19 protein-coding genes are annotated in these 12,411 nt (G+C 65.9%); 15 read left to right on the top strand and 4 right to left on the bottom strand.

Going from position 1 to position 12,411, the window contains the following annotated elements:
* Position 1 precedes the first annotated feature (1 nt).
* From rpsQ to map, 13 genes are all read left to right on the top strand, one after another.
* The gene (gene rpsQ / locus FB468_RS15785) at positions 2-274 is read left to right on the top strand and encodes a 30S ribosomal protein S17 (protein ID WP_119281520.1); all 273 of its coding nucleotides are present in this window, start codon (positions 2-4) and stop codon (positions 272-274) included.
* A 33-nt stretch (positions 275-307) separates the two neighbouring features.
* Positions 308-676 (top strand): 50S ribosomal protein L14, encoded by a 369-nt coding sequence (rplN, locus tag FB468_RS15780; RefSeq protein WP_059063306.1) that lies wholly within the window; start codon positions 308-310, stop codon positions 674-676.
* Between the two features lie 4 nt (positions 677-680).
* The gene (gene rplX / locus FB468_RS15775) at positions 681-1,043 is read left to right on the top strand and encodes a 50S ribosomal protein L24 (RefSeq protein WP_121078628.1); all 363 of its coding nucleotides are present in this window, start codon (positions 681-683) and stop codon (positions 1,041-1,043) included.
* Positions 1,043-1,621 (top strand): 50S ribosomal protein L5, encoded by a 579-nt coding sequence (gene rplE, locus FB468_RS15770; RefSeq protein WP_121078626.1) that lies wholly within the window; start codon positions 1,043-1,045, stop codon positions 1,619-1,621. The genes rplX and rplE overlap by 1 nt, the downstream gene beginning before the upstream one ends.
* A gap of 114 nt (positions 1,622-1,735) precedes the next feature.
* Complete coding sequence (gene rpsH, locus FB468_RS15765; RefSeq protein ID WP_141888682.1) at positions 1,736-2,134, top strand: 30S ribosomal protein S8; 399 nt, start codon at positions 1,736-1,738, stop codon at positions 2,132-2,134.
* A 6-nt stretch (positions 2,135-2,140) separates the two neighbouring features.
* A complete protein-coding gene (rplF, locus tag FB468_RS15760) occupies positions 2,141-2,677 on the top strand; it encodes a 50S ribosomal protein L6 (RefSeq protein WP_141888681.1) in 537 nt (178 codons plus the stop codon).
* A gap of 2 nt (positions 2,678-2,679) precedes the next feature.
* Positions 2,680-3,054: a 50S ribosomal protein L18 gene (gene rplR, locus FB468_RS15755; protein WP_141888679.1), complete on the top strand. Its 375-nt coding sequence runs from the start codon at positions 2,680-2,682 to the stop codon at positions 3,052-3,054.
* Positions 3,051-3,761 (top strand): 30S ribosomal protein S5, encoded by a 711-nt coding sequence (gene rpsE / locus FB468_RS15750; protein WP_141888677.1) that lies wholly within the window; start codon positions 3,051-3,053, stop codon positions 3,759-3,761. Before rplR ends, rpsE begins: the two co-directional genes overlap by 4 nt.
* On the top strand, positions 3,761-3,949 hold the full coding sequence (gene rpmD / locus FB468_RS15745) for a 50S ribosomal protein L30 (RefSeq protein ID WP_059063319.1): 189 nt from the start codon (positions 3,761-3,763) through the stop codon (positions 3,947-3,949). The genes rpsE and rpmD overlap by 1 nt, the downstream gene beginning before the upstream one ends.
* Positions 3,946-4,407: a 50S ribosomal protein L15 gene (gene rplO, locus FB468_RS15740; RefSeq protein ID WP_141888676.1), complete on the top strand. Its 462-nt coding sequence runs from the start codon at positions 3,946-3,948 to the stop codon at positions 4,405-4,407. Before rpmD ends, rplO begins: the two co-directional genes overlap by 4 nt.
* A 152-nt stretch (positions 4,408-4,559) precedes the next feature.
* Positions 4,560-5,885, top strand: coding sequence for a preprotein translocase subunit SecY (secY, locus tag FB468_RS15735; RefSeq protein ID WP_141888674.1), 1,326 nt, complete (start codon positions 4,560-4,562; stop codon positions 5,883-5,885).
* Positions 5,882-6,460: an adenylate kinase gene (locus tag FB468_RS15730; RefSeq protein ID WP_141888672.1), complete on the top strand. Its 579-nt coding sequence runs from the start codon at positions 5,882-5,884 to the stop codon at positions 6,458-6,460. The genes secY and FB468_RS15730 overlap by 4 nt, the downstream gene beginning before the upstream one ends.
* Positions 6,461-6,462: 2 nt before the next feature.
* Positions 6,463-7,305, top strand: a complete 843-nt coding sequence (gene map / locus FB468_RS15725) for a type I methionyl aminopeptidase (protein ID WP_141888670.1) — start codon at positions 6,463-6,465, stop codon at positions 7,303-7,305.
* A 71-nt stretch (positions 7,306-7,376) separates the two neighbouring features.
* Here map and FB468_RS15720 read toward each other — a convergent pair whose 3' ends face one another.
* Together FB468_RS15720 and FB468_RS15715 are read right to left on the bottom strand one after the other, a co-directional pair.
* Complete coding sequence (locus FB468_RS15720) at positions 7,377-8,186, bottom strand: PaaX family transcriptional regulator (RefSeq protein WP_141888669.1); 810 nt, start codon at positions 8,184-8,186, stop codon at positions 7,377-7,379.
* Entirely contained in the window at positions 8,183-8,698 is a 516-nt protein-coding gene (locus FB468_RS15715; protein WP_141888667.1) for a YqeB family protein, read from the bottom strand. Before FB468_RS15715 ends, FB468_RS15720 begins: the two co-directional genes overlap by 4 nt.
* Before the next feature lie 105 nt (positions 8,699-8,803).
* Here FB468_RS15715 and FB468_RS15710 point away from each other — a divergent pair, with 105 nt between their 5' ends.
* Complete coding sequence (locus tag FB468_RS15710) at positions 8,804-9,838, top strand: GNAT family N-acetyltransferase (RefSeq protein WP_141888666.1); 1,035 nt, start codon at positions 8,804-8,806, stop codon at positions 9,836-9,838.
* Here FB468_RS15710 and FB468_RS15705 read toward each other — a convergent pair.
* Positions 9,828-10,379: a CGNR zinc finger domain-containing protein gene (locus FB468_RS15705; protein ID WP_141888664.1), complete on the bottom strand. Its 552-nt coding sequence runs from the start codon at positions 10,377-10,379 to the stop codon at positions 9,828-9,830. The genes FB468_RS15710 and FB468_RS15705 overlap by 11 nt on opposite strands.
* 48 nt (positions 10,380-10,427) lie before the next feature.
* Here FB468_RS15705 and FB468_RS15700 point away from each other — a divergent pair, with 48 nt between their 5' ends.
* Entirely contained in the window at positions 10,428-11,915 is a 1,488-nt protein-coding gene (locus FB468_RS15700) for an FAD-dependent monooxygenase (RefSeq protein WP_141888662.1), read from the top strand.
* On the opposite strand, the gene soxR is transcribed toward FB468_RS15700, so the two are convergent.
* Positions 11,912-12,391, bottom strand: coding sequence for a redox-sensitive transcriptional activator SoxR (gene soxR / locus FB468_RS15695; RefSeq protein ID WP_141888660.1), 480 nt, complete (start codon positions 12,389-12,391; stop codon positions 11,912-11,914). The genes FB468_RS15700 and soxR overlap by 4 nt on opposite strands.
* Positions 12,392-12,411 lie beyond the last annotated feature (20 nt).

Genomic DNA, 12,411 nt, shown 5'->3' with positions numbered 1-12,411 from the left:
AATGGCTGAGGTCGAGAAGGAACAGCGACCGTATCGCAAGGCGCGCCGTGGCTACGTCGTCAGCGACAAGATGGATAAGACCATTGTTGTTGAGGTCGAGGACCGCGTGAAGCACCCGCTCTACGGCAAGGTCATGCGTCGCTCATCGAAGGTGAAGGCCCACGACGAGCAGAACACCGCCGGCATCGGCGATCTCGTTCTCATCCACGAGACCCGCCCGCTCAGCGCTTCGAAGCGCTGGCGTCTGGTCGAGATCCTCGAGAAGGCGAAGTAAGCGCCCCGCGCTTACTGACTGAAGGAGTAGCAAGTGATTCAGCAGGAATCCCGACTCAAGGTTGCCGATAACACCGGCGCCAAGGAGTTGCTTACCATCCGTGTCCTCGGGGGCTCAGGGCGTCGTTACGCAGGTCTCGGCGACACCATCGTCGCGACCGTGAAGGACGCGATCCCCGGCGGCAACGTCAAGAAGGGTGAGGTCGTCAAGGCCGTCATCGTTCGTACCCGCAAGTCGACCCGTCGCGTTGACGGTTCGTACATCAGCTTCGACGAGAACGCTGCCGTGATCCTGAAGGCTGACGGGGAGCCCCGCGGCACCCGTATCTTCGGGCCGGTTGGCCGTGAGCTTCGCGACAAGAAGTTCATGAAGATCGTCTCGCTCGCACCGGAGGTGATCTAGTCCTATGGCTGCAAAGATCAAGAAGGGTGACCTCGTAGAGGTCATCTCGGGCCCGACCCAGGAGCGCGGTGGCTACCGCGGCAAGCAGGGTCGTGTTCTCGAGGTTCTCACCGAGACTGACCGCCTGGTCGTCGAAGGCGTGAACTACGTCACCAAGCACGTGCGCGTCGGCCAGTCCGACCGCGGCACGAAGGAGGGTGGCATCGAGACCGTTGAGGCTCCCATCCACGTGTCGAACGTTGCTGTCGTCGACCCCTCGACCAAGAAGCCGACTCGCGTTGGCTTCCGCGTCGAAGAGGTTGAGAAGGACGGCAAGAAGAAGACGGTTCGCGTGCGTTACGCGAAGTCGTCTGGGAAGGACCTCTAATGTCTGAAGCTGCTGTGGCGGCTGGCAAAATCCAGCCTCGCTTGAAGCAGAAGTACCGCGGCGAAATCGTCCCGGCACTCCGCGAAGAGTTCTCCTACGCAAACGTCATGCAGGTTCCCGGTCTCGTGAAGATCGTTGTGAACACTGGCGTCGGCGAGGCGGCTCGTGACAGCAAGGTGATCGAGGGCGCTATCGCTGACCTCGTGAAGATCACCGGCCAGAAGCCCAAGGTCACCTTGGCCCGTAAGTCCATCGCGCAGTTCAAGCTGCGTGAGGGACAGGCCATTGGCGCGCACGTCACTCTTCGTGGCGATCGTGCCTGGGAATTCCTTGATCGTCTCGTCAACCTCGCACTGCCCCGTATCCGCGATTTCCGCGGACTTTCGGACCAGCAGTTCGACGGTGCGGGCAACTACACGTTCGGTTTGACCGAGCAGAGTGTGTTCCACGAGATCGATCAGGATAAGATTGACCGCGTGCGTGGTTTTGACATCACCATTGTCACCACCGCAAAGACCGACGACGAGGGTCGTGCGCTGCTCAAGGCGCTCGGCTTCCCGTTCAAGGCTGACAACTAAATAGTCCAAGCGGACAGGGTGCCCGGGGCTTTCCCGGGCACCCCGTTCGCGTGTCACCCAGGTCGCGTCTCGTGTAACGAGGCGTGAAACCAGGCGAGAAAGAAAGAGTCAATCATGACGATGACTGATCCGGTAGCAGACATGCTTACCCGGTTGCGCAACGCAAATAGCGCACATCATGACGACGTTTCGCTTCCCGGCTCAAAGCTGAAGGAGCGGATCGCCGAGATCCTCAAGCGCGAGGGTTACATCAGCGACTGGAAGGTCGAGGCGGCTCGCGTCGGCACGACCCTCACCATGACGCTGAAGTACGGTCCGAACCGCGAGGCGTCGATCGAGGGCCTCAAGCGCGTCTCGAAGCCGGGCCTCCGCGTATACGCGGGCTCGACTGAGATCCCGAGCGTGCTCGGCGGACTCGGCATTGCGATCCTGTCCACCTCTTCGGGGCTCCTCACGGACCGCGAGGCCGAGCAGAAGGGCGTGGGCGGCGAAGTGCTGGCCTACGTGTGGTAAGCCGTCATGTCACGTATTGGAAAGCTTCCCATCGCCATCCCCGGCGGTGTAGATGTCAAGATCGATGGCCAGCAGGTCACGGTCAAGGGTTCGAAGGGCGAGCTCTCGCTCGTCGTCGCTGAGCCCATTCGCGTCGCTGTTGAGGACGGCCAGATTCTGGTCACCCGCCCCAACGACGAGCGCGAGTCCCGAGCGCTGCACGGCCTCAGCCGCACGCTCATCTTCAACAACATCATTGGTGTGACCGAGGGCTACGCAAAGCAGCTCGAGGTTGTTGGTACCGGCTACCGCGTGCAGCAGAAGGGCTCGGACCTCGAGCTCGCTCTCGGCTTCTCGCACCCTGTGTCGTTCACCGCTCCCGAGGGCATCACGCTCGTCGTGGAGGGTGCCAACAAGATCACCGTCAGCGGCATCTCGAAGCAGGCAGTCGGTGAAGCCGCAGCGAACATCCGCAAGCTGAAGAAGCCGGAACCCTACAAGGGCAAGGGCATTCGTTACGCTGACGAGGTTGTTCGTCGCAAGGCTGGAAAGGCTGGTAAGTAACCATGGCCGCTAACATCACCCGTGCAAAGGGTCGTTCGGCTGCGCGCGTTCGCCGCCACGCCCGTCTGCGCAAGAAGATTGTCGGCACCGAACTGCGTCCCCGTCTCTCGGTGACCCGCTCGTCGCGCCACGTATTCGTGCAGGTCATCGACGACTCAAAGGGCCACACCGTGGCTTCGGCGTCGACGATGGAAGCAGATCTCCGTGCATTCGACGGTGACAAGACCGCTAAGGCCCGCAAGGTCGGCGAGCTCGTCGCTGAGCGTGCCAAGGCTGCTGGTGTCGAGGCTGTTGTCTTCGACCGTGGCGGCAGCAAGTACGCAGGCCGTGTCGCAGCGATCGCCGATGGCGCTCGCGAGGGAGGTCTGACACTGTGAGCAATGAAACGAAGGAGCAGGAAGTGACTGCTGAGGCTCAGACAGAGGCTCCGGCCGCTGAGGCGCAGAACAGCGATCACCGCAACGAGCCCCGTGAGCAGCGTCGCGGAAGCCGCGACCGCGGCACCCGTGGCGACCGCAGCGGCGGCCGTGACCGCACCGAGAGCCAGTTCCTCGAGCGCGTCGTAACCATCAACCGTGTGTCGAAGGTCGTCAAGGGCGGCCGTCGCTTCAGCTTCACCGCGCTCGTCGTGGTTGGCGATGGCAACGGCACCGTCGGCGTTGGCTACGGGAAGGCGAAGGAAGTTCCCCTCGCAATCTCGAAGGGCGTCGAAGAGGCGAAGAAGAACTTCTTCCGCGTGCCGCGCGTCGGCAGCACGATCCCGCACCCGGTGCAGGGCGAGGCCGCAGCCGGCGTCGTTCTTCTCCGTCCGGCAGCTGCTGGTACCGGTGTTATCGCCGGTGGCCCGGTTCGCGCCGTACTCGAGTGCGCTGGCATCCACGACGTGCTGAGCAAGTCGCTCGGTTCGTCGAACACCCTGAACATCGTGCATGCGACCGTTGAGGCGCTGCGTCAGCTCGAGGAGCCCCGCTCCGTTGCAGCTCGTCGTGGTCTCGACTTCGACCGCGTCGCTCCGGCTCGCCTCGTGCGCGCTGAGGCGAAGGCCGCGGCCGACGCTGCCGCTAAGGCAAAGGCAGGTGCGTAATGGCTAAGAGCCTGAAGATTACGCAGACGAAGTCCGTGATCAGTGAGAAGCAGAACCAGCGCGATACGCTGCGCAGCCTCGGTCTCCGCAAGATCGGCCAGTCGGTCGTTCGCGAGGACACCCAGGCTAACCGCGGCTACGTCCGTGCGGTTGCTCACCTGGTCCAGGTTGAGGAGATCGACGAATGAGCGAGAACAACGAAGAGCGCGGCTCCGTGCTGAAGGCACACCACCTTCGCCCGGCCGCTGGCTCGAAGACCGCTAAGACCCGCGTTGGTCGTGGTGAGGCGTCCAAGGGTAAGACCGCTGGTCGCGGTACCAAGGGCACCAAGGCGCGCTACCAGGTCAAGGCTGGCTTCGAGGGCGGCCAGATGCCGCTGCACATGCGCACCCCGAAGCTGCGCGGGTTCAAGAACCCGTTCCGCACCGAGTACCAGGTTGTGAACGTCGCGAAGCTCGAGGAACTGTTCCCCGAGGGTGGCGAGGTCACGATCGAGGCTCTCGTCGCAAAGGGCGCTGTCCGTAAGAACCAGCCCGTCAAGGTGCTGGGCAACGGTGACCTGAAGGTCAAGCTCTCCGTACAGGTCGACAAGGTCTCCGGCTCTGCAGCCGAGAAGATCGTCGCCGCAGGCGGGGAAGTTAAGTAACATTCGAGTCCAACTCGAGTGAATGGAGGGGGTTGGGGGACCTTGGGTTCCTCAACTCCCTCCTTTTCGTTTTCCAGTACGCACCGCACGTGTAGGCTGGTCTAGTTGCTCCTCGCAGGCAGACGCCCGCGAACTATCCAGGAGGCTAAGTTTTGTTCAGCGCCATCGGACGGATCTTCCGTACCCCCGACCTCCGTCGGAAGATCGTTTTCACGCTCGGAATTGTTGCCCTGTTCCGGCTCGGTTCGTTTATCCCTACGCCGTTTGTTGACTTCAACAACGTGCAGGCATGTCTCGCATCGAACCGTGGCGAGGGCACCGCCGGGCTGTATGACATGGTCAACCTCTTCAGTGGTGGCGCGCTCCTGCAGCTCTCGATCTTCGCGCTCGGCATCATGCCGTACATCACCGCGTCGATCATCACTCAGCTTCTTCGCGTGGTTATCCCGCACTTCGAGACCCTCCATAAGGAGGGCCAGGCGGGCCAGGCGAAGCTCACCCAGTACACCCGCTACCTGACGATCGCGCTTGCAGTGCTGCAGTCGACGACGCTCATCACGGTTGCGCGCTCTGGGCAGCTTTTCGGTGGCGCCGTCAACCAGGCCTGCCAGAACCTCGTGGCGCAGGAGTGGTGGGCGATCCTCATCATGATCGTCACGATGACCGCGGGCACCGGCCTCATCATGTGGTTCGGTGAGCTCATCACCGAGCGTGGTGTCGGCAACGGCATGTCGCTGCTCATCTTCACCTCGATCGCCGCATCGTTCCCGGGTGCCCTCTGGGTCATCAAGGAGCAGCGCGGGTGGGAGATCTTCTTCTTCGTCATCCTCGTCGGCATTGTTGTCATCGGCGCGGTCGTGTTTGTCGAGCAGTCGCAGCGCCGCATCCCGGTGCAGTACGCGAAGCGCGTCGTCGGCCGCCGCACCTACGGGGGGTCGAGCACCTACATCCCGATCAAGGTGAACATGGCGGGCGTGATCCCCGTGATCTTCGCTTCCGCGATCCTGTACCTGCCGCTGCTGCTGGCCCAGTTCAACCAGCCGAAGGCTGGCGAGGAGCCCGCAGCGTGGGTCGTGTGGGTTCAGAACAATCTCGTCTACGGCGACCAGCCGCTGTACATGCTCGTGTTCTTCCTGCTCGTCATCGGCTTCACTTTCTTCTACGTGCAGATCACCTTCAACCCTGAAGAGGTCGCCGACAACATGAAGAAGTACTCGGGCTTCATCCCCGGCATTCGCGCCGGCCGCCCGACCGCCGAGTACCTGAACTACGTGCTGACCCGCATCACCAGCGCGGGTTCGCTCTACCTCGGCATTATCGCGCTGCTTCCGCTCGTGGCGCTCTCGTTCTTCGGCGCAAACCAGAACTTCCCGTTCGGTGGCGCGTCGATTCTCATTATTGTTGGCGTGGGTCTTGAGACGGTCAAGCAGATCGATGCTCAGCTCCAGCAGCGCCACTACGAAGGACTTCTCAAGTGACAGTAACCCGTCTTCTCATCATCGGCCCGCCCGGCGCAGGTAAGGGCACTCAGGCTTCAAAGATCGCGGAGGCCTACGGCGTCCCGGCGATCTCCACGGGAGACATCTTCCGCGCAAACATCAAGGGCGGTACCGAGCTTGGCCAGCGCGTGCAGGCCATCATTGAGGCCGGCGAGCTCGTTCCTGACACGCTTACGAACGAGATCGTGCAGGATCGGCTTCAGCAGGAGGACGCAGCTGGTGGGTTCCTCCTCGATGGCTACCCCCGCAACGTCGAGCAGGTTCACGCCCTCGACGGCATGATTGAGGGCGATGCGCTCGACGCAGTCGTGCTGCTCGAGGCCGACACCGACGAGGTCGTTGCGCGGCTGCTCAAGCGCGCCGAGATCGAGGGTCGCGCCGACGATACCGAAGAGGTCATCCGGCACCGGCAGGACGTCTACGCGGAGCAGACCGCACCGCTCATCGAGCTGTTCACGGAGCGGGGCATCCTCGTGAGCGTCGACGGCCTTGGCGGCATCGACGAGGTCGCCGAGCGCATTGCGGTCGCACTGAGCGCCAAGCTGGGCCGCTAGGGATGTCACGCCGCGGGTTCCTTCGCCGTTCGATCTACAAGTCTCCGGCACAGCTCCGTCTCATGATCGAGCCGGGCCTTGCCGCGGTCGACGCGCTCGCTGCGATGCGCGCGGCCGTCGGCCCCGGGGTGACGACGCTCGAACTCGATGCGATCGCCGAGGCCGCGATTCGCGCGCGCGGTGGCGAACCGAACTTCATGCTTGAGCCGGGTTACCGCCACACGATCTGCGCGAACGTAAACGCTGACGTTGTGCACGCTATCCCGACGGATCGCCCGCTTGAGCCGGGTGACGTGGTGTCGCTCGACGTCGGCGCGGTGATCGGCGGCTGGCACAGCGACGCGGCGTTCACCGCGGTGATTCCCGATCCGGCCAGGCCGGAGCTCACCGAGGCGAATGAGAAGCTCTCGCAGGTCACCGAACAGGCGATGTGGCACGGGATCGCGCGCCTCGCGCGCGCGAAGCACCTCAACGAGGTCGGAGAGGCCGTGCAGAGCTACGTGCGGAAGCACAGCGACTATGGCGTGCTCGAGGACTACATCGGCCACGGCATCGGGCGCAGTATGCACGAGGATCCGCCAGTGTTTAACGTCGCGGTGCCGAAGCGGGGCCCCGAGGTGAAACCGGGGCTCGTTGTAGCTATCGAACCGATCATCTCCGCTGGCACGATCGACACTGTCGTGCAGGACGATGACTGGACGGTCACTATCGCGGACGGCTCGATGAGCGCCCAGTGGGAGCACTCGGTCGCCGTACACGAGGGCGGTATCTGGGTGCTGACGGCTGAAGATGGGGGAGCCGCCGGGCTCGCCCAGTTCGGGATCACGCCGACCCCTATCGTCTAGCGCGAGACACTCGTTACGGCTGAGCGCCGCCACCCATTGGGTGGCGGCGCTCAGCCGTTTCAGGGGACCCGCTAACTGAACACGGGGAGTGCGCCCCACGTGTGTTCTAACGCCGCCCACTCAGCGGCGAAGGCCTCGCGAAGGCGTCGCGGTTCCCAACCTGCGGGGCGAAGCTCGCCGGGAAGCAGGGGATCGACGGCGAGTGCCCGGTCGAGCCCCTCGGCGAGCTGAAGTGCTCGCGCGGTCGAGGAAACTTCGTCGAGGCTGCCGGCCGGCAAGGTCGCGAGTACGGTCGCGAGCGGCGCATAGGCGGCTAACGTTGTCTCGGCGGGCCACAGCGTCTCGGCGATCTGCTGCGGGGTGCTGGCGCCGGGGATCGCGAGATCCACGGTCGTGCCACGCACGAGCCATCTCTCGATGGTTGTGGGTGCGACCACTCCGGCGAGTTCTTCGCCGAGCTCGTGCGGGCTGACGTACATGCCGGCGACGACGGGCGCGGCGCCAAGCCAGGTGAGCGCAGCCCTGAGCGAGTCGCGTTCCGCCCGCGAGCGCTCGGGCACCGAGAAAGCATACAGACGCCATGCCCCGTCCCATCTGGCTTCCCCCGCGTCTTGCGCGAACGCAAACTCGACGAGCGCGTTCTCGCGACGCGTGCGAGCGCGGGCGCGAGGTGTCAGCTCGATGCGCCCGGCGCGACCCCTGCCGACCTGCGTCAGTTCACCTGCGGCCTGCATTCGTCGCAGCGCGAGGCGCACTGTTTGCTCGGGAAGACCGAGCGCGAGGCCCACGTCGTACACGGCCGAGAGTTGCGCCTGGCCCGAGGCATCGAAGGAACCCTCGATGAGCGTGCGCGCGGAGACCGGGATGAGGGGAGCGGTCACTGGGTAACCTCCTTGGATGCCTGCTCGACTGACTCCCACGGATATCCGTGGCGTCGGAACGCTGCGGCGATCGCCACCCTGCCGCCCTCGACATCGTCGTGAAACAGCACCCGCCCCTCGGGGGACTCGATACGCACCTTGCCGCCCTTCGCATAGACGCCACCAACCTGGCTGCGCTCAATGATTCGAGTGTCATCGCCCTCGGTGACGCTGATCGCCCCGTCCGTAATGACGAGTGTAGCCGCCTCGTGCGTGATGAAGAACGCGAAGGCGAGGCCGACGAGGCCGAGCACCGCCGGCCGGCCGGCCACCATAAAGGGGGATTCGATCGAGCCGACGGCTTCAAGCACGTTGAAGTAGGGGATGGGCCACGACGCGGCGTTCTGTAGGAGCCACGGGAGTGCAAGGCCAAGCCCAACGCCGGCCGCGCCAAGCACCGCCCAGACGAGCACCTTCGTGCCCGCCGTCATGGTGAGGGTCGTCGCGTCACCACTCGGGTGGGTGCTGTTCATGTTGATTCCTAACTATCGTGATCTATACGATCGTATCACTGATGATTGAAATAGTCATTGGCCCCGAGCTGAGTTGCGGGGCGACGGACGTGAGGAGCAGTCAGAGTGCATTCAAGACCAGGCCCAGTAGCGACACCGGGCGAGCCGATTGTCTGGCGTGCGATGCGCCGCTCGGATGCGGGAGGGCTGCACTGGCTGCTGGCTGAGGCGGGTCAGGTTGACGACCCCGCCCACTCGGTCTCGCGACGCGAGGTTGCGCGCGGGATGCGTGCGCCGAGATTTAGCCCGAGAGTGGACGGTGTGGTCGGCGTCGCGCGGAGCGGCGCGATCGTGGCCGCGGCGTCAGCGCGCCTCGGAGCCGAGCCGGAGCGGTCCACGCTGGCGGGCGTTGAGCCCCATCGCGAGGTCGCGCTCGACGCGACGGTGCACCCGGCTTGGCGCGGGCGCGGAGTGGGGCGGCGGCTCCTCGCGTGGCAGGTGGCCCGTGGCGGCCGGCTCCTGGAGGGTGCGCGCAGCGCGTTCCCCGGCAGAGTGGTCGTCGGGGCCCGCGAGGCAAACGTGCAGACGGTCGCGCTACTGGAGGCGGCGGGCTTTCACCGTGCCCGCTCGTGGCTGACGCTCGACCGCAGCGCTGCTTGCCCGCCCCCGCACCGGGGGCTGCCCGCGGGGATGCGGCTCGAGCGGCTCCGTCTGGGGCTTTCGGAGGCGACGCGGGTTGCGCTGAATGATGCGTTTCGAGACCACTGGGGGTTCGCGCCCCTGAGTCGAACCGAGTGGCGGCGCGACAGCAGCGGTGACTTTGCGCCAAAGCTCTCGCGGCTGGTCGTGTCTGGGCGCGGCACACGGCAGAGCCCCATTCGGGTCGAGGCCTTCGCCCTGACCGAACTGCCCCGCAGGGATTGGGTTCGCACGGGTGGCCCGTTCGGCTATATCGAAACGGTTGGGGTCGTGCGAGGGAGTCGCGGGCTCGGGCTGTCCACCATCGTCGTGGCGGAGGCGCTTCGCGCGTACGGGCGGGCGGGGCTGCTGCGGGCCGAGCTCGACGTCGACGCGACGAACCCCTCTGGCGCGCTCGGCATGTACGAGCGGCTGGGGTTCCGGGAGCGGGATCGCGCGGTAACGTACGCGCTCACGCCGTAGGTGCGCCGCGCACCGCAGCCTTGCGGTGGAGCGCCACTCTGGTCCGGGTGGCGCAGGTGCTGCTGCAGAAGCGCTGCGGCGCGCGCCGTCCCTCGTCGATGAATGCGCGGTCGCAGTCGGGGGCCTCGCACAGGCCCCACGCGCATCGGCCACGCTCGGCGAGCCAGGTCGCGAGAGCGAAGGCGCCGACGCGGGCGAGCGTATCGGCCGCAGTCGAGGCGTCGGCGAGGTGGGGGCGAAGCGCCCACCTGCCGTCAGCGAGTTCGGCGAGCTCGGGCTGCGCGGAGCGCTCGGCGAGCATGTGATTGAGTGAGGCCGCGGCCTGGCGTGGGTCATGGATGGCGAAGATCTCCCGCAGCGCCCGCGCCGCCGCGGCGACCGGTTCCGGTGACGCGTCGAGCTCCCCAAGGTGCGGATCGCCGTGGGCCTTGGTGAGCGTGGGCCACGCGGAAGCGAGGTCAGGGGCATTGACTGCGTCCACGACGAAGCGGAGGCCGAGGGCTCGGCCGGGGCCGCGGATGTCGGTCTGGCGAATCTGCATACCCATAGTGTAACGTTTAAATTCGAATTTGGCGTTACGGAAGGTGATATGCAAGAGAGCAACACGCATCGCGAGGTCATCATTGTTGGAGCGGGCCCGGTCGGGTTGACGCTCGCGACGCTGCTCCGCCGCAGGGGCGTCGATGTGCTCGTCCTTGAATCGCACCCGGGGCTGTCGCGGCACCCGAAGGCCCGCGGCGTCTCCGCGAGCTCGATGGAAACATACCGCGGGCTCGGCATCGAGGGCGCGGTCAGGGCGGTGTCCCTACCCGCGGAGCACGTGCGATTCTTCCGCGGTGACTGCCTCGTTGACGAGGCCGCTGAGCTCACCTCCGGTGCTGCGGCAGCCGAGAGCGGCTCGGCAAACACGCCATCTCCCGGGGCGCTCTGCTCGCAGGATCGGCTGGAACCGGTGCTCGCGGACGCGGCGCGGGCGGCGGGGGCTGATCTGGTGTTTGGGGCGCGGGTCACGCACTTGAACGGGGGCGAGCGCGGGGTTGTGGTCACCGTTGACGACCGCGATCTCACCGCCGATTGGGTGGTCGGGTGCGACGGTTCGCGCAGCATTGTCCGAGAACAGGCAGGGATCGAGCTCGAGGGCGAGCAGGGCCTCGGAAAGTATCTCTCCGTTCGCTTCCGCGCGCCGCTCGGCGACGCCGTGCGCGGTCGCGAAGCGACCTCCTACTTCATCGCTGGCGGCAAGGGCGGCTTTCTCGCGATCGATAACGATACTGAGTGGATCTACCAGTACCCGATCACGGACGGCGCCGACTCCGACGCGCTGAGGAACGACGCGGCGCGTCTTTCTCGCCTGGTGCGCGACGCGGCGGGCATTCCGGATCTCGCGGTGGAGATCACCGACACGATGCTGTGGCGGATGGACGCGTGCGTTGCCGACGCGTTCCGTGAGGGGCGAATGCTCCTCGCGGGCGACTCTGCGCACCAGACGCCACCAACGGGCGGTCACGGGATGAACGTCGGGATCGCTGACGCGCAGACGCTCTCGTGGCAGCTGGCCGCCGTGATCAAGGGAGAAGCTGAGGCGGCACTCCTCGACGCATACACTGCGGAGCGTCGGCCCGTCGCGGCCGCGGTCGTCGAGCGGTCGCTCGGAAACGCCGGCCGGGCGTACGGAATTGAGGATGAGCTGCTGCTCGGAAGCGGGTACGCGCCGGCATCAGCCCTTCCGGAGGGAGCATATGCGCCCTCCGGGGCGCCGGGGCGGCGGCTGCCGCACGCGGAGCTCGACGCTGGCGGCTCGGTCCTCGACGCGGCGTGGGGGACCGCGCGGCTGCTCGTGGCTGGCGAGGCCGCGCCGTGGCGGGTCGCGGTGCGCTCGGCCGCGCTGCCCGTGGACCTCGAGGTTGTCTCGGTGACGAGCGGGGAGTGGGCCTCGCGGGCGTTCCTCGACCGCGCAGGCCTTGGAACCGGTGAGGCGCTCCTGGTGCGGCCCGACGGAGTGATCGCCGCGCGTGCGGACGCGGATGCGCCCGAAGGGTGGCTCAGTCGGGCCGTCTCGGCGATGCTTCGCGGCTAACGCACGGGGGTCACGTCGCCTTCGACCGCCTCCTCGAGGCGCACCGGGCCAGACCCCCGCTCGGCGAGCGCGTCGCCCGGGTTCAGTGCGTTGCAACTGTTCAGTGACAGGCAGCCGCAGCCGATGCACGCCGAGAGTTCTTGCTGGAGGGCCTCAAGGCGGCGCTTGCGCTCGTCGAGCAGGGCGGACCAGCGCGCAGAGATCCTTGTCCAGTCCCGCTTGCTCGGCATGCGATCCGTGGGCAGCGTCTCAAACACCGCGGCGACCTCGGTGAGCGGGATGCCGAGGCGCTTCGCGTAGCCGATGATCGAGAGCCGGCGGAGCGTGTGGCGGGGGTAGCGCCGCTGGTTTCCGGCGGTGCGCACCGATGTGATGAGACCCTCTTGCTCGTAAAAGCGGATAGCGGAGGTCGCGATACCTGCGCGTGCGGCGACCTCGCCAATCGTGAGGTTGTCCGTCGGCGTCTTGCGTTCCATGTCACCCCTTGACTTCAAGT

The organism is Leucobacter komagatae, assembly GCF_006716085.1.
Lineage (GTDB): Bacteria > Actinomycetota > Actinomycetes > Actinomycetales > Microbacteriaceae > Leucobacter > Leucobacter komagatae.
The sequence above is the reverse complement of the archived record's forward strand: the minus strand, read 5'-3'. Positions and strand labels throughout refer to the sequence as shown.

Bases quoted from the DNA above. Each gene is read 5' to 3' on its own strand.
- FB468_RS15715 (WP_141888667.1), bottom strand. From the start codon at position 8,698: ATGAACAGCACCCACCCGAGTGGTGACGCGACGACCCTCACCATGACG.
- rplO (WP_141888676.1), top strand. From the start codon at position 3,946: ATGAGCGAGAACAACGAAGAGCGCGGCTCCGTGCTGAAGGCACACCAC.
- FB468_RS15705 (WP_141888664.1), bottom strand. From the start codon at position 10,379: ATGCAGATTCGCCAGACCGACATCCGCGGCCCCGGCCGAGCCCTCGGC.
- rpsH (WP_141888682.1), top strand. From the start codon at position 1,736: ATGACGATGACTGATCCGGTAGCAGACATGCTTACCCGGTTGCGCAAC.
- rpmD (WP_059063319.1), top strand. From the start codon at position 3,761: ATGGCTAAGAGCCTGAAGATTACGCAGACGAAGTCCGTGATCAGTGAG.
- rplE (WP_121078626.1), top strand. From the start codon at position 1,043: ATGTCTGAAGCTGCTGTGGCGGCTGGCAAAATCCAGCCTCGCTTGAAG.
- rplX (WP_121078628.1), top strand. From the start codon at position 681: ATGGCTGCAAAGATCAAGAAGGGTGACCTCGTAGAGGTCATCTCGGGC.
- soxR (WP_141888660.1), bottom strand. From the start codon at position 12,391: ATGGAACGCAAGACGCCGACGGACAACCTCACGATTGGCGAGGTCGCC.
- map (WP_141888670.1), top strand. From the start codon at position 6,463: ATGTCACGCCGCGGGTTCCTTCGCCGTTCGATCTACAAGTCTCCGGCA.
- rpsQ (WP_119281520.1), top strand. From the start codon at position 2: ATGGCTGAGGTCGAGAAGGAACAGCGACCGTATCGCAAGGCGCGCCGT.
- rplF (WP_141888681.1), top strand. From the start codon at position 2,141: ATGTCACGTATTGGAAAGCTTCCCATCGCCATCCCCGGCGGTGTAGAT.
- rplR (WP_141888679.1), top strand. From the start codon at position 2,680: ATGGCCGCTAACATCACCCGTGCAAAGGGTCGTTCGGCTGCGCGCGTT.
- FB468_RS15700 (WP_141888662.1), top strand. From the start codon at position 10,428: ATGCAAGAGAGCAACACGCATCGCGAGGTCATCATTGTTGGAGCGGGC.